The organism is Peribacillus sp. R9-11, from assembly GCF_031345095.1.
In the GTDB taxonomy this organism is placed as follows: domain Bacteria; phylum Bacillota; class Bacilli; order Bacillales; family DSM-1321; genus Peribacillus; species Peribacillus butanolivorans.
Genome location: NZ_CP133763.1, coordinates 5,534,937 through 5,549,079, shown reverse-complemented (window position 1 = coordinate 5,549,079; position 14,143 = coordinate 5,534,937). Strand labels below are relative to the sequence as shown.

Below are 14,143 nucleotides of genomic sequence, written 5' to 3'. Positions count from 1 at the left end.
GCATACCAGGTAATATCCTGTTTTTAGAATATACCAAAATTTCTATTATGTAAAACTTAGTTGTCACCCTAAATGAGTACCTTTTTGAGAGACATGGAGAGGCTTCGAATAAACACGTTTTAATTGAAAAAATATTATCGGAAATTATGAACCAATGAACGAAATTTAAGAGATTAGGAAGTGGGAATTTCTGGGTGTTAGGGTTTGGTTCATATAAAAAATATGCTATATTCTATCTTTTAATTAATAAGCAAAGTTTGTGAAAGTGTCTTTATTTTCGAAGTTGATTTAAAATATGGATACATTGAAAACTTCTTTAAAGGATATATTCCTTATAGCGTTACCATTAGATGCAAGGTTAATCCCGAAATAGGAAGGGGGGAATCAGATGGAATGCACAATGCTGCTTTTGGCAGGCGGGAAATCTAGCCGTATGGGTGTGAATAAAGCTCTGTTGAAGATAGGTGAGGACGTGAACATCTCAAGAGTGGCTTCCGAGTTGAAAAAAGTTTCAGAAAACATTCTAGTCATTACGAATACATCTGAAGATTATCGATTTCTTCACCTTCCGCTAATTCCCGATTTACATAAAGATCGAGGCCCCCTTGGAGGACTACATGCAGGAATGTCCTACTCAAAAACAGAGCTGCAGTTTCTTACGGCCTGTGATATGCCTTTTGTGAGTGCAGAAGCAATAAATGAAATTATTTCCTATTATGAGTCTGATCTAGATGCCATCATCCCTGAAATCAACGGCAGGCTTCAGCCGCTTTTCGCTGTTTACCATAAAAGGTGTCTACCTGTACTAACGGATTGTTTAGTGAAACAGGAATTGAAAATGAGGATCTTTTTAGAAAAGATTACGGTGAAAATTATTAAGGAAACTGACTTTGAGCTATATCATAAGAATCCTAAGCGTTTTCAACGCCTATTTTTCAATATGAATACGAGGGAAGATTATCAAGAGGCAGGGCATATTAATCAAACTGAATTTTATATAAAGGATGGTAGCCATGAACTATGACATTTCTAAAGAACCGATTGTCATCCAGGAAGTGATTGATAAAGTAGTCAATCGTAATGCGGGTGCTGTAACGACCTTTATTGGTACAGTAAGGGAAATGACGAAGGGTAAAAAGACTTTATTCTTAATCTACGAAGCATATAAACCGATGGCAATTAAGAAACTAGAGCAAATCGGCTCCGAAATCAAGGAGCGTTGGCCTGATGCAGAAACGGCGATTACCCATCGCGTAGGTAAATTGGAAATCACGGATATCGCCGTTGTTATCGCCGTTAGTACTCCACATCGAAATGATGCCTATGAGGCAAATCGATATGCGATTGAAAGAATTAAAGAAATTGTCCCAATTTGGAAAAAAGAACATTGGGAGGATGGGGAAACATGGGTTGGTAATCAATTGGAAACTGTTCCTTATCCGAAAGGAAAACCAGAAGAGGTGGATATAGATGATTAATGTACTCTTATTTGCTCAATTAAAAGATGAATTAGGAAAAGAAACTCTTTCTATAGAAGGAAATGGAATTAGTGTGGCTCAGCTAAAAGGGAAAATGAAGATTGAATTTCAATTGGAGGGTCTTGAAACCGTGATGACAGCGGTTAATGAAGAATTTGCCGACGATGAAACGATTTTATCTGATGGAGATACAGTAGCCTTTATTCCACCTGTTAGTGGAGGCTGATTAGATCAGATAGGAGGGAATCATAGTGAACGAGCGATATTCAAGACAGACCTTATTTTCGCCCATTGGTGAAGGGGGACAGGTGAAAATTCAACAGAAGCATGTATTACTTCTCGGGGCCGGAGCACTGGGATCTGCTAACGCTGAAGCCTTGACTCGCGCTGGTGTAGGTAAGCTGACTATTGTGGACAGGGATTATGTCGAGACCAGTAATTTACAACGACAACAGCTGTATACTGAACAGGACGTTGAAGAAAAGCTGCCAAAAGCTGAAGCGGCAAAACGCCATTTGCATGCTATCAATCATGAAGTAGAAGTAAAGGCGGTCATAATGGATGCAACCGCGCAGACTCTGGAACCACTGCTAGGTCATGTTGATTTGATAATGGATGCTACTGACAACTTTGAAACACGGATGATTATCAATGATCTGTCACAAAAGCTTCAAATTCCGTGGATTTATGGGGCCTGTGTAGGCAGTGTTGGAATGACAATGACAATCCTGCCTGGACAGACGCCTTGTTTGCACTGTTTGCTAAAAACTATTCCGATTCAAGGAATGACCTGTGATACAGGTGGGATTATTTCACCGGCTGTAACGATGGTGGTAGCACATCAAATAGCCGAAGCCTTAAAAATTATCGTTGAAGATTGGGAATCAGTTCGTCCTTCGCTCGTTACTTTTGATTTGTGGCGGAATCAATACCAAACTGTTAGATTAACAAAAGTGAAAAAGAAGGATTGTCTTTCTTGCGGAGATCAGCGGACATATCCATTTTTAACATTGGAAAACGCGACGAAAACAGCGGTTCTTTGCGGAAGAGATACAGTACAGGTCAGACCGCCAAAACCATTGAAACTTCAACTAGAGAAGTTGGCCAAAGACTTGAACGGAAGTGGTTATTTGGTAAAAGTTAATCCATTTCTTCTCTCTTGTGAAAAGAATGGTGAACGGATGGTTGTTTTCCAAGATGGTCGGGCATTGGTTCACGGTACGAAGGACATGGTCCATGCAAAGGCCATGTACCAAAGTATTCTGGGATAGCGAATGTAAAAAGCGAGGCTGCCGGTAGAGGCGCCTCGCTTTTTTATAGAATGCTATATAGGGTAATGTATAAAGATTGATTAGAATTAGTGAGTAATACCGTCTTTATTATCTTGTTTGGATGCAACGATGACGACTTTTCCTTCATCAAGTACTTCCTCATAACGTTCTGCTTCCATATCACTAAGGCCAAGATTGCTCATTCGATTACGAAGTTCGTCTCCACGTGATTTAAAGAGATTTCCAACTGTATCGAGGAAGCCTTGTTCTTTCATGCCAACATCTTCTGTATTCGTGTTCTCGGTAAGATGCTTCGAACGAGTTTTGTCATGGGCAAACAAATATACATCATCCTTTGTATACCCGAATGTAACTATTTCATCAATTTTTTCCTTTGCTTGCAATCCGTTTTCTACAACATGTACTTGATACATATAAACTCCTCCTTGAATTTTAGTGTAAGACTTTCTTAAATTAGGTAAATAGTATCTTGCTTATCTTAGTTGTTGATTAGCTATAGTAGTATATAACCTTATTTGGACATGGATAAACATTTTGCAATGGAATAATGATAATAATATTTAGTATGTGGTGAAACGGAACACCTTTTGTAATCGGTAGGTTAAATATTTGAAAACAGGTAATTTATCCTGATATTCGCTATAATCCGCAGTGTATATTCCGTCTTGATTTTTCCAAAGTCTTTGAAAATAGTTATCGACATCCTGGGTGACTTCGGCATCATTCGGAGCGTGGATTTCAACATTGGCTTCGAGGTTATAGTCATCTAGATTGCGTGCAGTGTAATTAGCCGATCCTCCAATAATAATCATTTCATCTGCTTTTTGAATCATCATCAACTTTGTATGAAACTGTTCTTTATCTGTTTTGTACCAACGAATCGAGATGTTTTCATCACCCAGCTTTTCGAATTCAGCAGCAACTGGAAGATTAGGGAGCCCGATTTTCTCACTTCCAAATGCATTTTGATTCGGATCTAATATCATTTGAATTTTCACGTTTCGTTTAGCTGCATCTGTTAAGGCCTCGACAACATGGCGATCGGCAATATAAAACATGGCAAGCTGGATTTGGTCGCCTTTCTCCGTTTCCTTAATTGCTTTAAGAACATGTTTATTGATTTTTCCCTCTGTTAGTAACTGTACAGAAATCGGCCCTTTATCGGCAGAGGCCTCCTTGAATTCTGGAAATGCTTTCGGACCCCCTGAGAATTTCGAAGCAGCTTCTTCTGCTTTAACAAAATCGCTGATGATATTTCCATCCATCTGGAAGGCGATATTGGAGTGGAATCCGCTCGCGTCATGAGGGTTTGCTGATGAAATAATGGCCGTCTTTTCTGTAGCAATCACTTTCCTGTGATTGGCTTTGATATTCATCAATCTAAGATAAGAGCGCACGGTGACTTTTGGAGCGCTTTTGGCCATTGGGTTCACAATCCAACCTTTTCCGCTTTCGCCGAACCATTGGAAAAAGGTCCTGTATACACCTGAATAGAGCGGGTTTGGATCCCGTAGCCGATCTAAATTGGTTACAATAACATCAATGTCATTTTGCTTCAGGGTTTCCAGTGCCTCTAATTGGTAGGCGTTATAGGAAGTATTTACTTCATCAGTAATGAACATAACCTGGAGCTTAGGTTTCTTTTTCTTCTGGGCAACCAGTTTATCTGTTAGAGTCTCAGTTAACTTTGGAAAGTTTATCTTTTCATCATAAAAATTATTAAACAAAAACATATCGATTACGATAAAAGAATTAGCCTCTTCGATAGCTTGATTGATGGTTTGGAAGATTCGCTGCTCATGTTGCAGATTTCCCTGTTTATCGTGATAAGACAGGTCATAAATAAAATCAATATCCTCGACATGATGAATCTTCCCTTCATAAGAAATGCCATCAGGCAAGGGCTTGTAGCTGTTATAGATAATCACGAATGTAATGACAATCAAAATACTAACAAGCAGATAAAATTGTTTTCTTTTGTACCATTTTTTCATAGGGAATCCTCCAACATGGTTAAATTGCTTGCTAACTACCTATTTCCCCAATTTGGGGGTATATAGAAACATAAATCGTAACCTATTTGAAAAAGGGTAAGAAAATGAGTTTGATATAATAGTATAAAAAGAAGAAAGGGGCTATGGCAGATGGCAAAGCAGATATTAACAAATGATTGGTGGCCTCTGTTGGAAGAGGAATTCAAAAAAAATTATTACCAAGAGCTAAGGGAGTTTATAAAACAAGAGTACAGTCAGCATGTCATTCATCCGAATCAGGATGATATTTTCAATGCACTTCAATTTACTTCATATAAAAAGGTAAAGGTTGTCATTCTTGGTCAGGACCCTTATCATGGACCGGACCAAGCACATGGCCTTAGTTTTTCCGTGAAGCCGGAGGTGCGTATTCCGCCTTCTCTAAGAAATATTTTTAAAGAGTTACAAAGTGATCTAGGTTGTGCGGTTCCTGATAATGGTTCCCTTGTTGAATGGGCAGACCAGGGTGTACTTCTGTTGAATACCGTCTTGACTGTGCGTGAGGGAGAAGCCCATTCACACAGAGGAAAGGGATGGGAGATCTTTACGAATCAAGTTATCCGCTTGCTGAATGACCGACAAAAACCGGTTGTTTTTATCTTGTGGGGGAGGCCGGCTCAAACTAAAATCCCTTTGATCGATGAAAGCCGTCATAAGATCATTACGTCCGTCCATCCTAGCCCATTGTCGGCGACCCGAGGTTTCTTTGGTAGCAAGCCGTTTTCTAAAACAAATCAATTGCTGAAGGAAATGGGGGAATCCCCAATTGATTGGAAAATCTCGAATCGTTGATGTGGAGAAGAAAATTGAACGGGTAAATTGTATGGCGTGCAGGCATTTTTATGTAACTTGGGATCCTAATTTTCCAAAAGGCTGCCGTGCTTTTCAATTTAAAACGTTAAACCAACCATCTCTTGATGTTTTTCGTTCTTCCGGACAGCTTTGCATGAAGTTTGAATCCAAGTTGTTAAAAAAGTAGATCAGTATGCAAGGATGTTTTCTTCACCTCCAATTTTTGCTATGCTAGGTATGAAAGTTTTGACATGTATGTAGACGAGGTGGTAAAGGTGGATATTTCATCAAAACGAATGTTAGATAAAATGGAAGAGCTTGTCTTGAAAGCGAAACAGGCAAATTCAGAGGATAAGTTGCAGGGGTATGTAATTGCCATTCAGTCTCTATGTGAAGTAATGGTGGATGAAAAAGCTGGTAACATCAGCATTCCAAAGCCAATCACATTGACCCAGCCTGTTATATCATCTGTATCCAATGTAGAGCCGGTTAAAATGGATGAAGCAAATGGCACATCCTTATTCGATTTTTAAATTAAATAAAGAGGGGCGAAGAAAAAGTGAAACTGTTTATCATTTTAGGAGCATTGAATGGTTTTCTTGCCGTAGCGCTAGGTGCATTCGGAGCGCACGGACTGGAAGGGAAAATTCCTGATAAATATTTAGCAACATGGCAGACGGCTGTCGATTATCAAATGTTTCATGCAGCGGGTTTATTAGTGCTTGGTTTGTTGGCGGGAAAGATCTCAAGCCCGCTAATTAATTGGTCAGGCTGGCTTATGCTGATAGGAATTATCCTGTTTTCCGGAAGCTTATTCGTTCTTAGTGTTACTCAAATCAAAGTGCTGGGAGCCATTACACCAATTGGTGGAGTTTCATTCTTGGTTGCTTGGGTTCTAATGATCATTGCTGCATATAAATACTTATAAAAAAAGCTGACCTTTTTCTAGGTCAGCTTTTTTTGCATCATGGATGAAAAATGAATTATCTAGGTTATTTTCATATAAGAAACAGGCTCAAAATCACAAGAATTTGAGCCTGTTTCTTATAACATTAAAGCTTTCTTCACCTTGGCGAATACGTGGCAAGCCCAGCGCCTCCAAATGGATATTCATACTCAATTTCTTCGTCAAAGGTAATGTAATCTAAGTATACCATCGGGATTAAGTAACGTTTTCCTGTTTGCGGGTCGCTTATGATTAAGTGGTCGCGTCCCGCAGCCTCAATAATTCCTTTGAAGATCTTTGCATTCCACTCCTTGTTGTTTTCAAACGTCGTATAAACGGTCGCCAATTTCCCTTTATTTAGACGTAGGATGTTCTCGATATAAGATGCCTCGACTGGAAGCATGCCAGGTACCTGTGGTCCGGATGTGGGAGCATTCATCGGCATAGGTATTTGTTGAGGCGTGCCTGCTTTAGTGGGCTGCTGTGGCTGGTATGATGGTTGTTGGTAAGCCTGCTGCTGGAAATTTTGTTGCGGGTAAGGAGCCTGTTGTCGCAGGTCAGACTCATTATTTTCATAGGGGTAATATGGGCTTCCTCCGTACGGATAATTACCATAAGGGTTATTTTGTGACATTACATTCCCTCCTAAATTCAAGGTTTATTTGATTTTGTGGAATTTGGACAATCCGAGTGCGTGGGCTGGAAGAAACAGTGCGATTTATAGCGACCGGTATTGTATTGGTTATACCACTGTTCTTGACAATCCCCGGGTGGCTTAAAAAACCACAATGAATTTTAAGCGATACATAACGGTTGCCTTTAATGATTTACGGGTAAAGTCAAATCCTCTTGACGGGCTAGTAAGATAGAAGTAAAGTTCCTTCACCTCGCTGGAGTTAGGCATTGCCTTGGTCAATATTCCTTAAGTTGAATAAACCTGTGAAAAAATAAATTCATCACTATTGAAAATGTATGGGATGTGTCATTGATTTATTCCACAGCCGGGGAAATAAAAGGAGGGCTTCAAAAGAAAAAAGCTTCCGGAAGATCCGGAAGCTCATGTCTTATACGTATAAAAAAGAGGGTACGCTTTCTTCCGGAAGGATATTCCCTACAAAGAAAGAACCGAACGCAGCGTAGCGTGCGCTTACTTCATCAAAACGCATTTCATAGATTAACTTTTTAAATTGAAGGACATCATCTGCAAATAGCGTAACGCCCCACTCATAATCGTCAAAACCGACAGAACCGGAAATGATTTGTTTTACTTTACCGGCATAACTGCGGCCAATCAAACCATGTGAACGCATTAAGCCTTTGCGTTCTTCCATAGAAAGCATGTACCAGTTATCATCACCTTCACGACGCTTGTCCATTGGGTAGAAGCATACATGCTTCGCTTGTGGAAGAATCGGATAAAGTCTTGAACGTACATGAGGGTTTTGGTAAGGATCCTCATCATCTCCACCTGCTAGGTAATTACTTAATTCCACTACAGAAACGTAGGAATAAGCTGGGATTGTATATTCTGCAAGTTTCGTTTTATTGAATTCGTTTTCAATTGCATTCAATTCTTCCATTGTTGGGCGGGCAAACATAAGCATGAAGTCCGCTTTTTGGCCAACGATGGAATAGAGGGCATGACTGCCTTCATTATTGCTTTGAGTCGTATTCCATTTATCCAGTAAACCTTGGAATTCTGAGATAGCTAATTGGCGTTCGTCACTTGATAACGTTTTCCAAGAAGCCCAATCAATCAGACGGAAGTCATGTAAACAATACCAGCCGTCAAGTGTTTGTGCTGCTTCACTCATTGCGATCACTCCTAAGTCTTAGTATATCTTTAATATAACATAGTTTAAGTATAAGGAAATTTATATCAGTCCGCAAACACCGTTACTGTTCTTCGGTGTTCAAACAAATTTCATATTTGCCGATTTCATGATGGTGACCAAAGTGGCTGGAATTTACCTAGCTGCTAGAGTATTCTTAATAGAAGATGAAAATGGAAGTTTTGCTGAATGGTTGATATAGAAATAACAAGAGCAGCGTACATAAAAGGAGGAAGCGGTAGTGAGTGATTTATTTCAAATATTAGAATCGAAAATTACAGGGCATAATTTAAAAATCGTCTTTCCAGAAGGATTGGATGAACGTATTTTGGGAGCTGCGGGCAGGCTTGCCAAAGCTAAACTAGTAACGCCTGTATTGATTGGCGATATCGAGTTGATTCAAGAGAAAGCTAGGGAATTAAAAATTTCTCTTGAATCAATTGAAATATATGACCCGAAGAATTATATCATGATGGATGAAATGGTCGAAGCGTTTGTAAAGGTACGAAATGGTAAGGCGTCTGAAGAACAAGCCCGTGAAACCCTATTGGATGAGAATTATTTTGGAACAATGCTTGTTCATATTAAACAGGCACATGGCATGGTGAGTGGCGCAACTCATTCAACAGCTGATACGGTCCGTCCTGCTCTGCGAATCATTAAAACAAAGCCAGGTATTCAAAAAACATCAGGTGCCTTTATTATGGTCCGTGGCGAGGAAAAGTACGTGTTTGCTGATTGTGCAATTAATATTAACCCTGATTCCCAGGACCTGGCAGAAATCGCCGTAGAAAGTGCGAAGACGGCCCTTATGTTCGATATCGAACCGCGTGTGGCGATGCTGAGTTTTTCGACAAAAGGATCGGCAAAATCTTCGGAGACTCAGAAAGTCGTTGATGCTGTCAAATTGGCAAAAGAAATGGACCCTCAAATTCTTCTTGATGGAGAATTTCAATTTGATGCGGCCTTTGTTCCGTCGGTCGCTAGACAAAAAGCACCGGATTCTCCTATTCAAGGAGATGCTAATGTTTTTATTTTTCCAAGTCTTGAGGCAGGAAACATTAGCTATAAAATGGTACAGCGCCTGGGTGGCTTCGAAGCGGTCGGCCCGATCCTGCAGGGACTTAACCGTCCTGTAAATGATCTTTCAAGGGGATGCAGTGAAGAGGATGTATATAAATTAGCTGTTATCACAGCTGCACAGGGCTTAGTGGCCCAATATCAATAAGTCATGTCATGAAGGATAAAAAGTAGAGGGAGATTTATATGTGTGAAACAGATTCATTGTTAAAGCAGCAAGAGTGGCGGGTTATTGATCAATCATCCGTCGGTCCTCAGTTTCCTGCTCTAGAGTCCTTTGCTATGGATGATACGTTTTGTGCTTCCGTAGGGTCTGGTAAATCAATGGCCGTAGCAAGAGCGTGGGTACACCATCAGACGGTTGTGCTTGGTATTCAGGATACGAAGCTGCCTTTTCTTAAAAAAGGTGTGGATTATTTAAAAGAACACGATTTCCAGGCCATTGTACGGAATTCTGGAGGGCTTGCAGTTGTGCTGGATGAGGGAGTTCTTAATTTATCGCTCATTTTCCCCGAAAATGAGCGGAAAATTGAAATCAACCGTGGATATGATGCGATGTGGGAGCTTGTTCAATTGATGTTTGCTGATTTCCAAGTCGAAATGGAGGCAAGGGAAATCACCGGTTCATATTGCCCTGGAAGCTATGATCTAAGTATAAATGGGAGAAAGTTTGCCGGTATATCTCAGCGTCGGATTCGCAATGGAGTAGCGGTGCAAATTTACTTGTGCGTCAATGGAAGCGGTGCAGAGCGAGCCAGTCTTGTGAAGGGTTTTTACGAAGCCGCTAAAGGAGATGCAGAAACAAAATTTACTTATCCTGATATCATGCCATCTGTAATGGCTTCCCTTTCAGAACTATTAGACGTGCGATTGAGCGTGCAGGACGTAATGCTTAGATTCCTGCATGTATTGAAGGAACATAGCGGTAGGATTTTCTCCGATTCTCTTTCAGTGGAAGAATGGCCGTTATACGAAGCTTACTTAACAAGAGTGGTAGAACGTAATGATAAGGTATTTGATTCATTAAAAGAAGACTGATATGAAAAAGCTGTTTCTGTAAGTTGGAAACAGCTTTTTCATATTTCAATATGATGTTATCATTCACTGAAACTGTTAAAGGAACAGAGATTGGAAACCAAAGTAAAATCAGATAAGCCACGTCTTTAGTCCTTTCAACTATTATCACTTGAAGCCATGAAAAAAAGAGCCTTTTTTAGACTCTCTTTTTCGATCTGAGATAACCTATGGTTGGCCTTTACCATGTGGTTGATCTGTAAGCAGAACCCCACACTATTTTTGTTACTCAGCCATTTTTTCTAAATTTCCATTTCGGTCCATTTTGAACTTTGTTGCTGGCCGTTCCTCTTCCTCTAATAAGACCAGCTTTCTTGCTCGATTCATGATATTCATCAAAGTCTCATAATCTTCCTGCATCAAGCCGCTGTTCTGCTCTAGATGGCTGATCTTATTTTCAAGATCTTCATTTCGTTTTTTCAGACCTTTAATTTCGAGCTTCAATCTTTCATTTTCGGTTTTTAATACTTCAGCCTGAAGCATTCGGCCGTTCATAGATTCTAAATAGGCTATAATCGTATCAAGGTTCATAGTCTTTTCTAGTGTTACTGGTATGTTCTGTTGCTTTGGCATGAAAGCTTCAGCCACAACGAATTCTTCTGCTGTTTCATAATTAGTAGTTTCTACTTCGGATTCTAATTCTAGTTCCTCTTCTTGTAGGTGAGGAACCATAATATCAGTAATCGTTGGAGACGGCGGTGTATAAAGAAGCCGTTTTTTCCCTCCTTGATCTTTTCCAAGAATCCTTTGACGCTGCTTGCGCTGCTTTTTAGCAAGGGAAAGAGCTTTATCGTAATTATGGCGGACGACTGCATTCCAACGGAACCCGCAAGCGGCAGAGGTGCGGTTTAACTTGTCCCCAACCTCCTCAAAAGCATTCAGCTGAGTGCTGCCTTCCCGCACATGGCGCAATACCGTTTCTGCTAAAAGCAAATCATCTTCTTCTGTCCAGGCATCTTGACGAACCTTCATTTCTACATACTCCCTTTCTGGTAACTTTTAAAATAAATAACTATATAAAATATCGTGTGGCAATGATTTATGGGGTGTTCTACTAGCATTTTGGACAAAATCTGGATTTTTTATACAAAAAGGTTGAAAGGATACTAGTTTTTTGTAATTTTAGGGAAAATAAAGGATGCACTGACTCAGAAATCATTAATTACACCATTTCCTTTTGGCTGGACTTCCCTTTTCACATCCATCTAACCCTCTTGATATTAATAGGTAGAAACGGTAAAATACCCTTTAGTTATGTAAATGGGATGAAAAATAGTTTGTCATAGAAAGGATGGTGACCGAAGGATGTCCAATGAATTCAGAGTGTGTGATGACTGCTTGGCGGTAAATATTAAAACGTTAATTCCCCGTCTGGAAAAGCTTGATCCCGATGCGAAAATTGAAATTGGCTGTCAATCCTATTGCGGTCCAGGCAGAAAGAAATCATTTGCCTTTGTCAATAACCGTCCAGTTGCAGCTCCAACGGAAGACGAGTTACTAGATAAAATTAATAAAAAACTAAAGTAGAATTCATGATAGATAATTAGGGTAGATTGACTACTTTTGATAAATGAAACACGCCATTCATCACCCAGATTCAACAAACTGCGGTGATTTTTTATTTCCTTATTTTCGATACGCAAATCGATAAAAACTTCCGTTTTCTTACAAAATGGTCCCTCTTGCTATCAAGGGGTGAGTTAGGGTTTTTTGTCAAAACACGCTATAATGAAAGCAATGAGAATATGAAAAAGAGGGTAGTTCATGGGATATTCCGGCGAAAAATTACAGGAAGAAAAAGTATTCAAAGACCCGGTGCACCGATATATACATGTTCGTGACCGGGTTATATGGGATTTAATTGGGACGAAGGAATTCCAACGTCTTCGTAGAATCAAGCAACTGGGGACGACTTATTTAACTTTTCACGGTGCGGAACATAGTCGACTCAGCCATTCGCTTGGGGTATATGAGATTGTCCGGAGAATCGTTGATGATGTTTTCGAAGGCAGACCGGAATGGAAACCAGAGGAACGGCTACTTTCTCTATGTGCGGCACTTCTGCATGATTTAGGACATGGTCCATTCTCTCATTCTTTTGAAAAGGTGTTTGACCTAGATCACGAGCAATTCACCCAACAGATTATTGTGGGTGATACGGAAGTGAATAAAATCCTGCTCAAAGTAGGTCGTGATTTTCCTAAAAAAGTGGCAGAGGTTATTGCAAAAACGTATAAAGGCAAATTAGTAGTCAGCCTGATTTCGAGTCAGATTGATGCCGATAGAATGGATTATTTGCAACGGGATGCATACTTTACTGGGGTAAGTTATGGACATTTTGATATGGAACGGCTTTTGAGGGTAATGCGGCCTCGTGAAGAGCATGCCGTCATTAAGCAAAGTGGGATGCATGCGGTGGAAGACTATATTATGAGCCGTTACCAAATGTATTGGCAGGTTTATTTCCATCCAGTGACGAGGAGTGCGGAAGTCATTCTTACCAAAATATTACACAGGGCGAAGCATTTATATGAATCCGGCTATGAGTTTGCTCAGGAACCTCATCATTTTTATTCTCTGTTTAAGGGAGAAGTAACGTTAGCAGACTATTTGAAAATGGATGAAGCTGTGATGCTCTATTATTTTGAAGCATGGGAAGAGGAAAATGATGCGATATTAAAGGATTTATGCACTCGCTTCGTTAACCGTAAACTATTTAAATATGTAGAATTTCATCCATCTAATAGTCAGATGAACAGATTAATGGAGTTAAGAACATTATTTAAGAAGGCAGGAATCGATCCGGATTATTATCTCGTCGTCGATTCCTCATCCGATTTGCCGTATGATTTTTACCGGCCAGGTGAGGAAGAGGAGAGACTACCGATTCACTTGTTGAAAAATAATGGGGAAATCCGTGAATTGTCACGTGAATCTGAAATAGTCGATGCAATTTCGGGGAAAAGAAGAACGGATCATAAATTGTATTATCCATCCGATTTATTGCGCGATGAATCAACGAAGAAAAATATTAAAAAACAAATTCGTAAGCTTTTGGAGCTTTCGGATTAAAGTGGTACATTTTTGGTGAGGAGTGACGAGCCTTGTTTAAGGATCATGCAAACATTATCAATGCGATTTCTACTGCTGGTGAAATTTCAGGTCGGAAAAAACTACAAAAAATCGTGTATATCGCGAAGAAGCTGTCCTTTCCGTTTCATGAAAAGTTTCAGTTTCACTTTTACGGACCGTATTCGGAGGAGTTGACCTTACGAATTGAAGAGCTTTGCGATATGGGTTACTTGAATGAAGTAAGAGAAAAAAAAGCAGGTTATTACCAGTACTGTTATTCTATAACGGATGCTGGACAGGATTTCCTATCCATACAGGAAGTGGAGATGCCCGCTCTTGAAGCTTGCTTACTGGATATGAACGAACAAAATGCCCGTTTTTTGGAACTCGTTTCGACGGTGCTTTACTTCGATACTTTGGAAAAAGAAGAGGTTATCGAAAAGATCTTTACATTGAAAAGTAAGCAAAAATATACGCTTGAAGAAATTGATGAAGCATATGTATATATTGATCAATTAAAAACAAAAGCTAAGCCGAATTGATG

General features: G+C 39.8%; 17 protein-coding genes. 12 read left to right on the top strand and 5 right to left on the bottom strand.

The window, feature by feature from the left end; genetic code table 11:
* Positions 1–388 precede the first annotated feature (388 nt).
* Genes RE409_RS26950 through RE409_RS26935 form a run of 4 tightly spaced genes read left to right on the top strand, consistent with a single transcriptional unit; the run spans position 389 to position 2,749 of the window.
* Entirely contained in the window at positions 389–1,024 is a 636-nt protein-coding gene (locus RE409_RS26950; protein ID WP_201222556.1) for a molybdenum cofactor guanylyltransferase, read from the top strand.
* On the top strand, positions 1,014–1,478 hold the full coding sequence (locus tag RE409_RS26945; RefSeq protein ID WP_053348419.1) for a molybdenum cofactor biosynthesis protein MoaE: 465 nt from the start codon (positions 1,014–1,016) through the stop codon (positions 1,476–1,478). The genes RE409_RS26950 and RE409_RS26945 overlap by 11 nt, the downstream gene beginning before the upstream one ends.
* Complete coding sequence (gene moaD, locus RE409_RS26940) at positions 1,471–1,704, top strand: molybdopterin converting factor subunit 1 (protein ID WP_201222557.1); 234 nt, start codon at positions 1,471–1,473, stop codon at positions 1,702–1,704. The genes RE409_RS26945 and moaD overlap by 8 nt, the downstream gene beginning before the upstream one ends.
* 25 nt (positions 1,705–1,729) lie before the next feature.
* The gene (locus RE409_RS26935; RefSeq protein WP_309558317.1) at positions 1,730–2,749 is read left to right on the top strand and encodes a MoeB/ThiF family adenylyltransferase; all 1,020 of its coding nucleotides are present in this window, start codon (positions 1,730–1,732) and stop codon (positions 2,747–2,749) included.
* 86 nt (positions 2,750–2,835) lie between these two features.
* Here RE409_RS26935 and RE409_RS26930 read toward each other — a convergent pair whose 3' ends face one another.
* A complete protein-coding gene (locus RE409_RS26930; protein WP_309558316.1) occupies positions 2,836–3,183 on the bottom strand; it encodes a YflT domain-containing protein in 348 nt (115 codons plus the stop codon).
* Positions 3,184–3,330: 147 nt separating this feature from the next.
* Positions 3,331–4,764 (bottom strand): phospholipase D family protein, encoded by a 1,434-nt coding sequence (locus RE409_RS26925; protein ID WP_309558315.1) that lies wholly within the window; start codon positions 4,762–4,764, stop codon positions 3,331–3,333.
* A 150-nt stretch (positions 4,765–4,914) separates the two neighbouring features.
* Between RE409_RS26925 and RE409_RS26920 the strand changes: the two genes are divergently transcribed.
* The 3 genes from RE409_RS26920 (at position 4,915) to RE409_RS26910 (ending at position 6,523) form a co-directional block, all read left to right on the top strand.
* Entirely contained in the window at positions 4,915–5,595 is a 681-nt protein-coding gene (locus RE409_RS26920; RefSeq protein ID WP_309558314.1) for a uracil-DNA glycosylase, read from the top strand.
* Between the two features lie 275 nt (positions 5,596–5,870).
* On the top strand, positions 5,871–6,128 hold the full coding sequence (locus RE409_RS26915) for a YwdI family protein (RefSeq protein ID WP_309558313.1): 258 nt from the start codon (positions 5,871–5,873) through the stop codon (positions 6,126–6,128).
* Positions 6,129–6,154: 26 nt separating this feature from the next.
* Positions 6,155–6,523 (top strand): DUF423 domain-containing protein, encoded by a 369-nt coding sequence (locus tag RE409_RS26910; RefSeq protein WP_056524091.1) that lies wholly within the window; start codon positions 6,155–6,157, stop codon positions 6,521–6,523.
* 136 nt (positions 6,524–6,659) lie between these two features.
* Here RE409_RS26910 and gerQ read toward each other — a convergent pair whose 3' ends face one another.
* A complete protein-coding gene (gene gerQ / locus RE409_RS26905; RefSeq protein WP_082612735.1) occupies positions 6,660–7,175 on the bottom strand; it encodes a spore coat protein GerQ in 516 nt (171 codons plus the stop codon).
* Between the two features lie 430 nt (positions 7,176–7,605).
* The gene (gene hemQ, locus RE409_RS26900; protein WP_053348428.1) at positions 7,606–8,355 is read right to left on the bottom strand and encodes a hydrogen peroxide-dependent heme synthase; all 750 of its coding nucleotides are present in this window, start codon (positions 8,353–8,355) and stop codon (positions 7,606–7,608) included.
* A 259-nt stretch (positions 8,356–8,614) separates the two neighbouring features.
* Here hemQ and pta point away from each other — a divergent pair, with 259 nt between their 5' ends.
* The gene (gene pta, locus RE409_RS26895) at positions 8,615–9,601 is read left to right on the top strand and encodes a phosphate acetyltransferase (protein WP_201187530.1); all 987 of its coding nucleotides are present in this window, start codon (positions 8,615–8,617) and stop codon (positions 9,599–9,601) included.
* A gap of 38 nt (positions 9,602–9,639) precedes the next feature.
* The gene (locus tag RE409_RS26890; RefSeq protein ID WP_201187528.1) at positions 9,640–10,491 is read left to right on the top strand and encodes an octanoyl-[GcvH]:protein N-octanoyltransferase; all 852 of its coding nucleotides are present in this window, start codon (positions 9,640–9,642) and stop codon (positions 10,489–10,491) included.
* A gap of 261 nt (positions 10,492–10,752) precedes the next feature.
* On the opposite strand, the gene RE409_RS26885 is transcribed toward RE409_RS26890, so the two are convergent.
* Positions 10,753–11,499: an RsfA family transcriptional regulator gene (locus RE409_RS26885; protein ID WP_053348431.1), complete on the bottom strand. Its 747-nt coding sequence runs from the start codon at positions 11,497–11,499 to the stop codon at positions 10,753–10,755.
* Positions 11,500–11,832: 333 nt separating this feature from the next.
* On the opposite strand from RE409_RS26885, the gene RE409_RS26880 reads away from it, so the two are divergent.
* The 3 genes from RE409_RS26880 (at position 11,833) to RE409_RS26870 (ending at position 14,141) form a co-directional block, all read left to right on the top strand.
* A complete protein-coding gene (locus RE409_RS26880) occupies positions 11,833–12,054 on the top strand; it encodes a YuzB family protein (RefSeq protein WP_053348432.1) in 222 nt (73 codons plus the stop codon).
* Positions 12,055–12,291: 237 nt separating this feature from the next.
* Positions 12,292–13,599 carry an HD domain-containing protein gene (locus RE409_RS26875; protein ID WP_053348433.1) on the top strand — a complete coding sequence of 436 codons (1,308 nt, stop codon included), beginning with the start codon at positions 12,292–12,294 and terminating at the stop codon, positions 13,597–13,599.
* A 32-nt stretch (positions 13,600–13,631) separates the two neighbouring features.
* The gene (locus RE409_RS26870) at positions 13,632–14,141 is read left to right on the top strand and encodes a YwgA family protein (protein ID WP_053348434.1); all 510 of its coding nucleotides are present in this window, start codon (positions 13,632–13,634) and stop codon (positions 14,139–14,141) included.
* Positions 14,142–14,143: the final 2 nt, after the last annotated feature.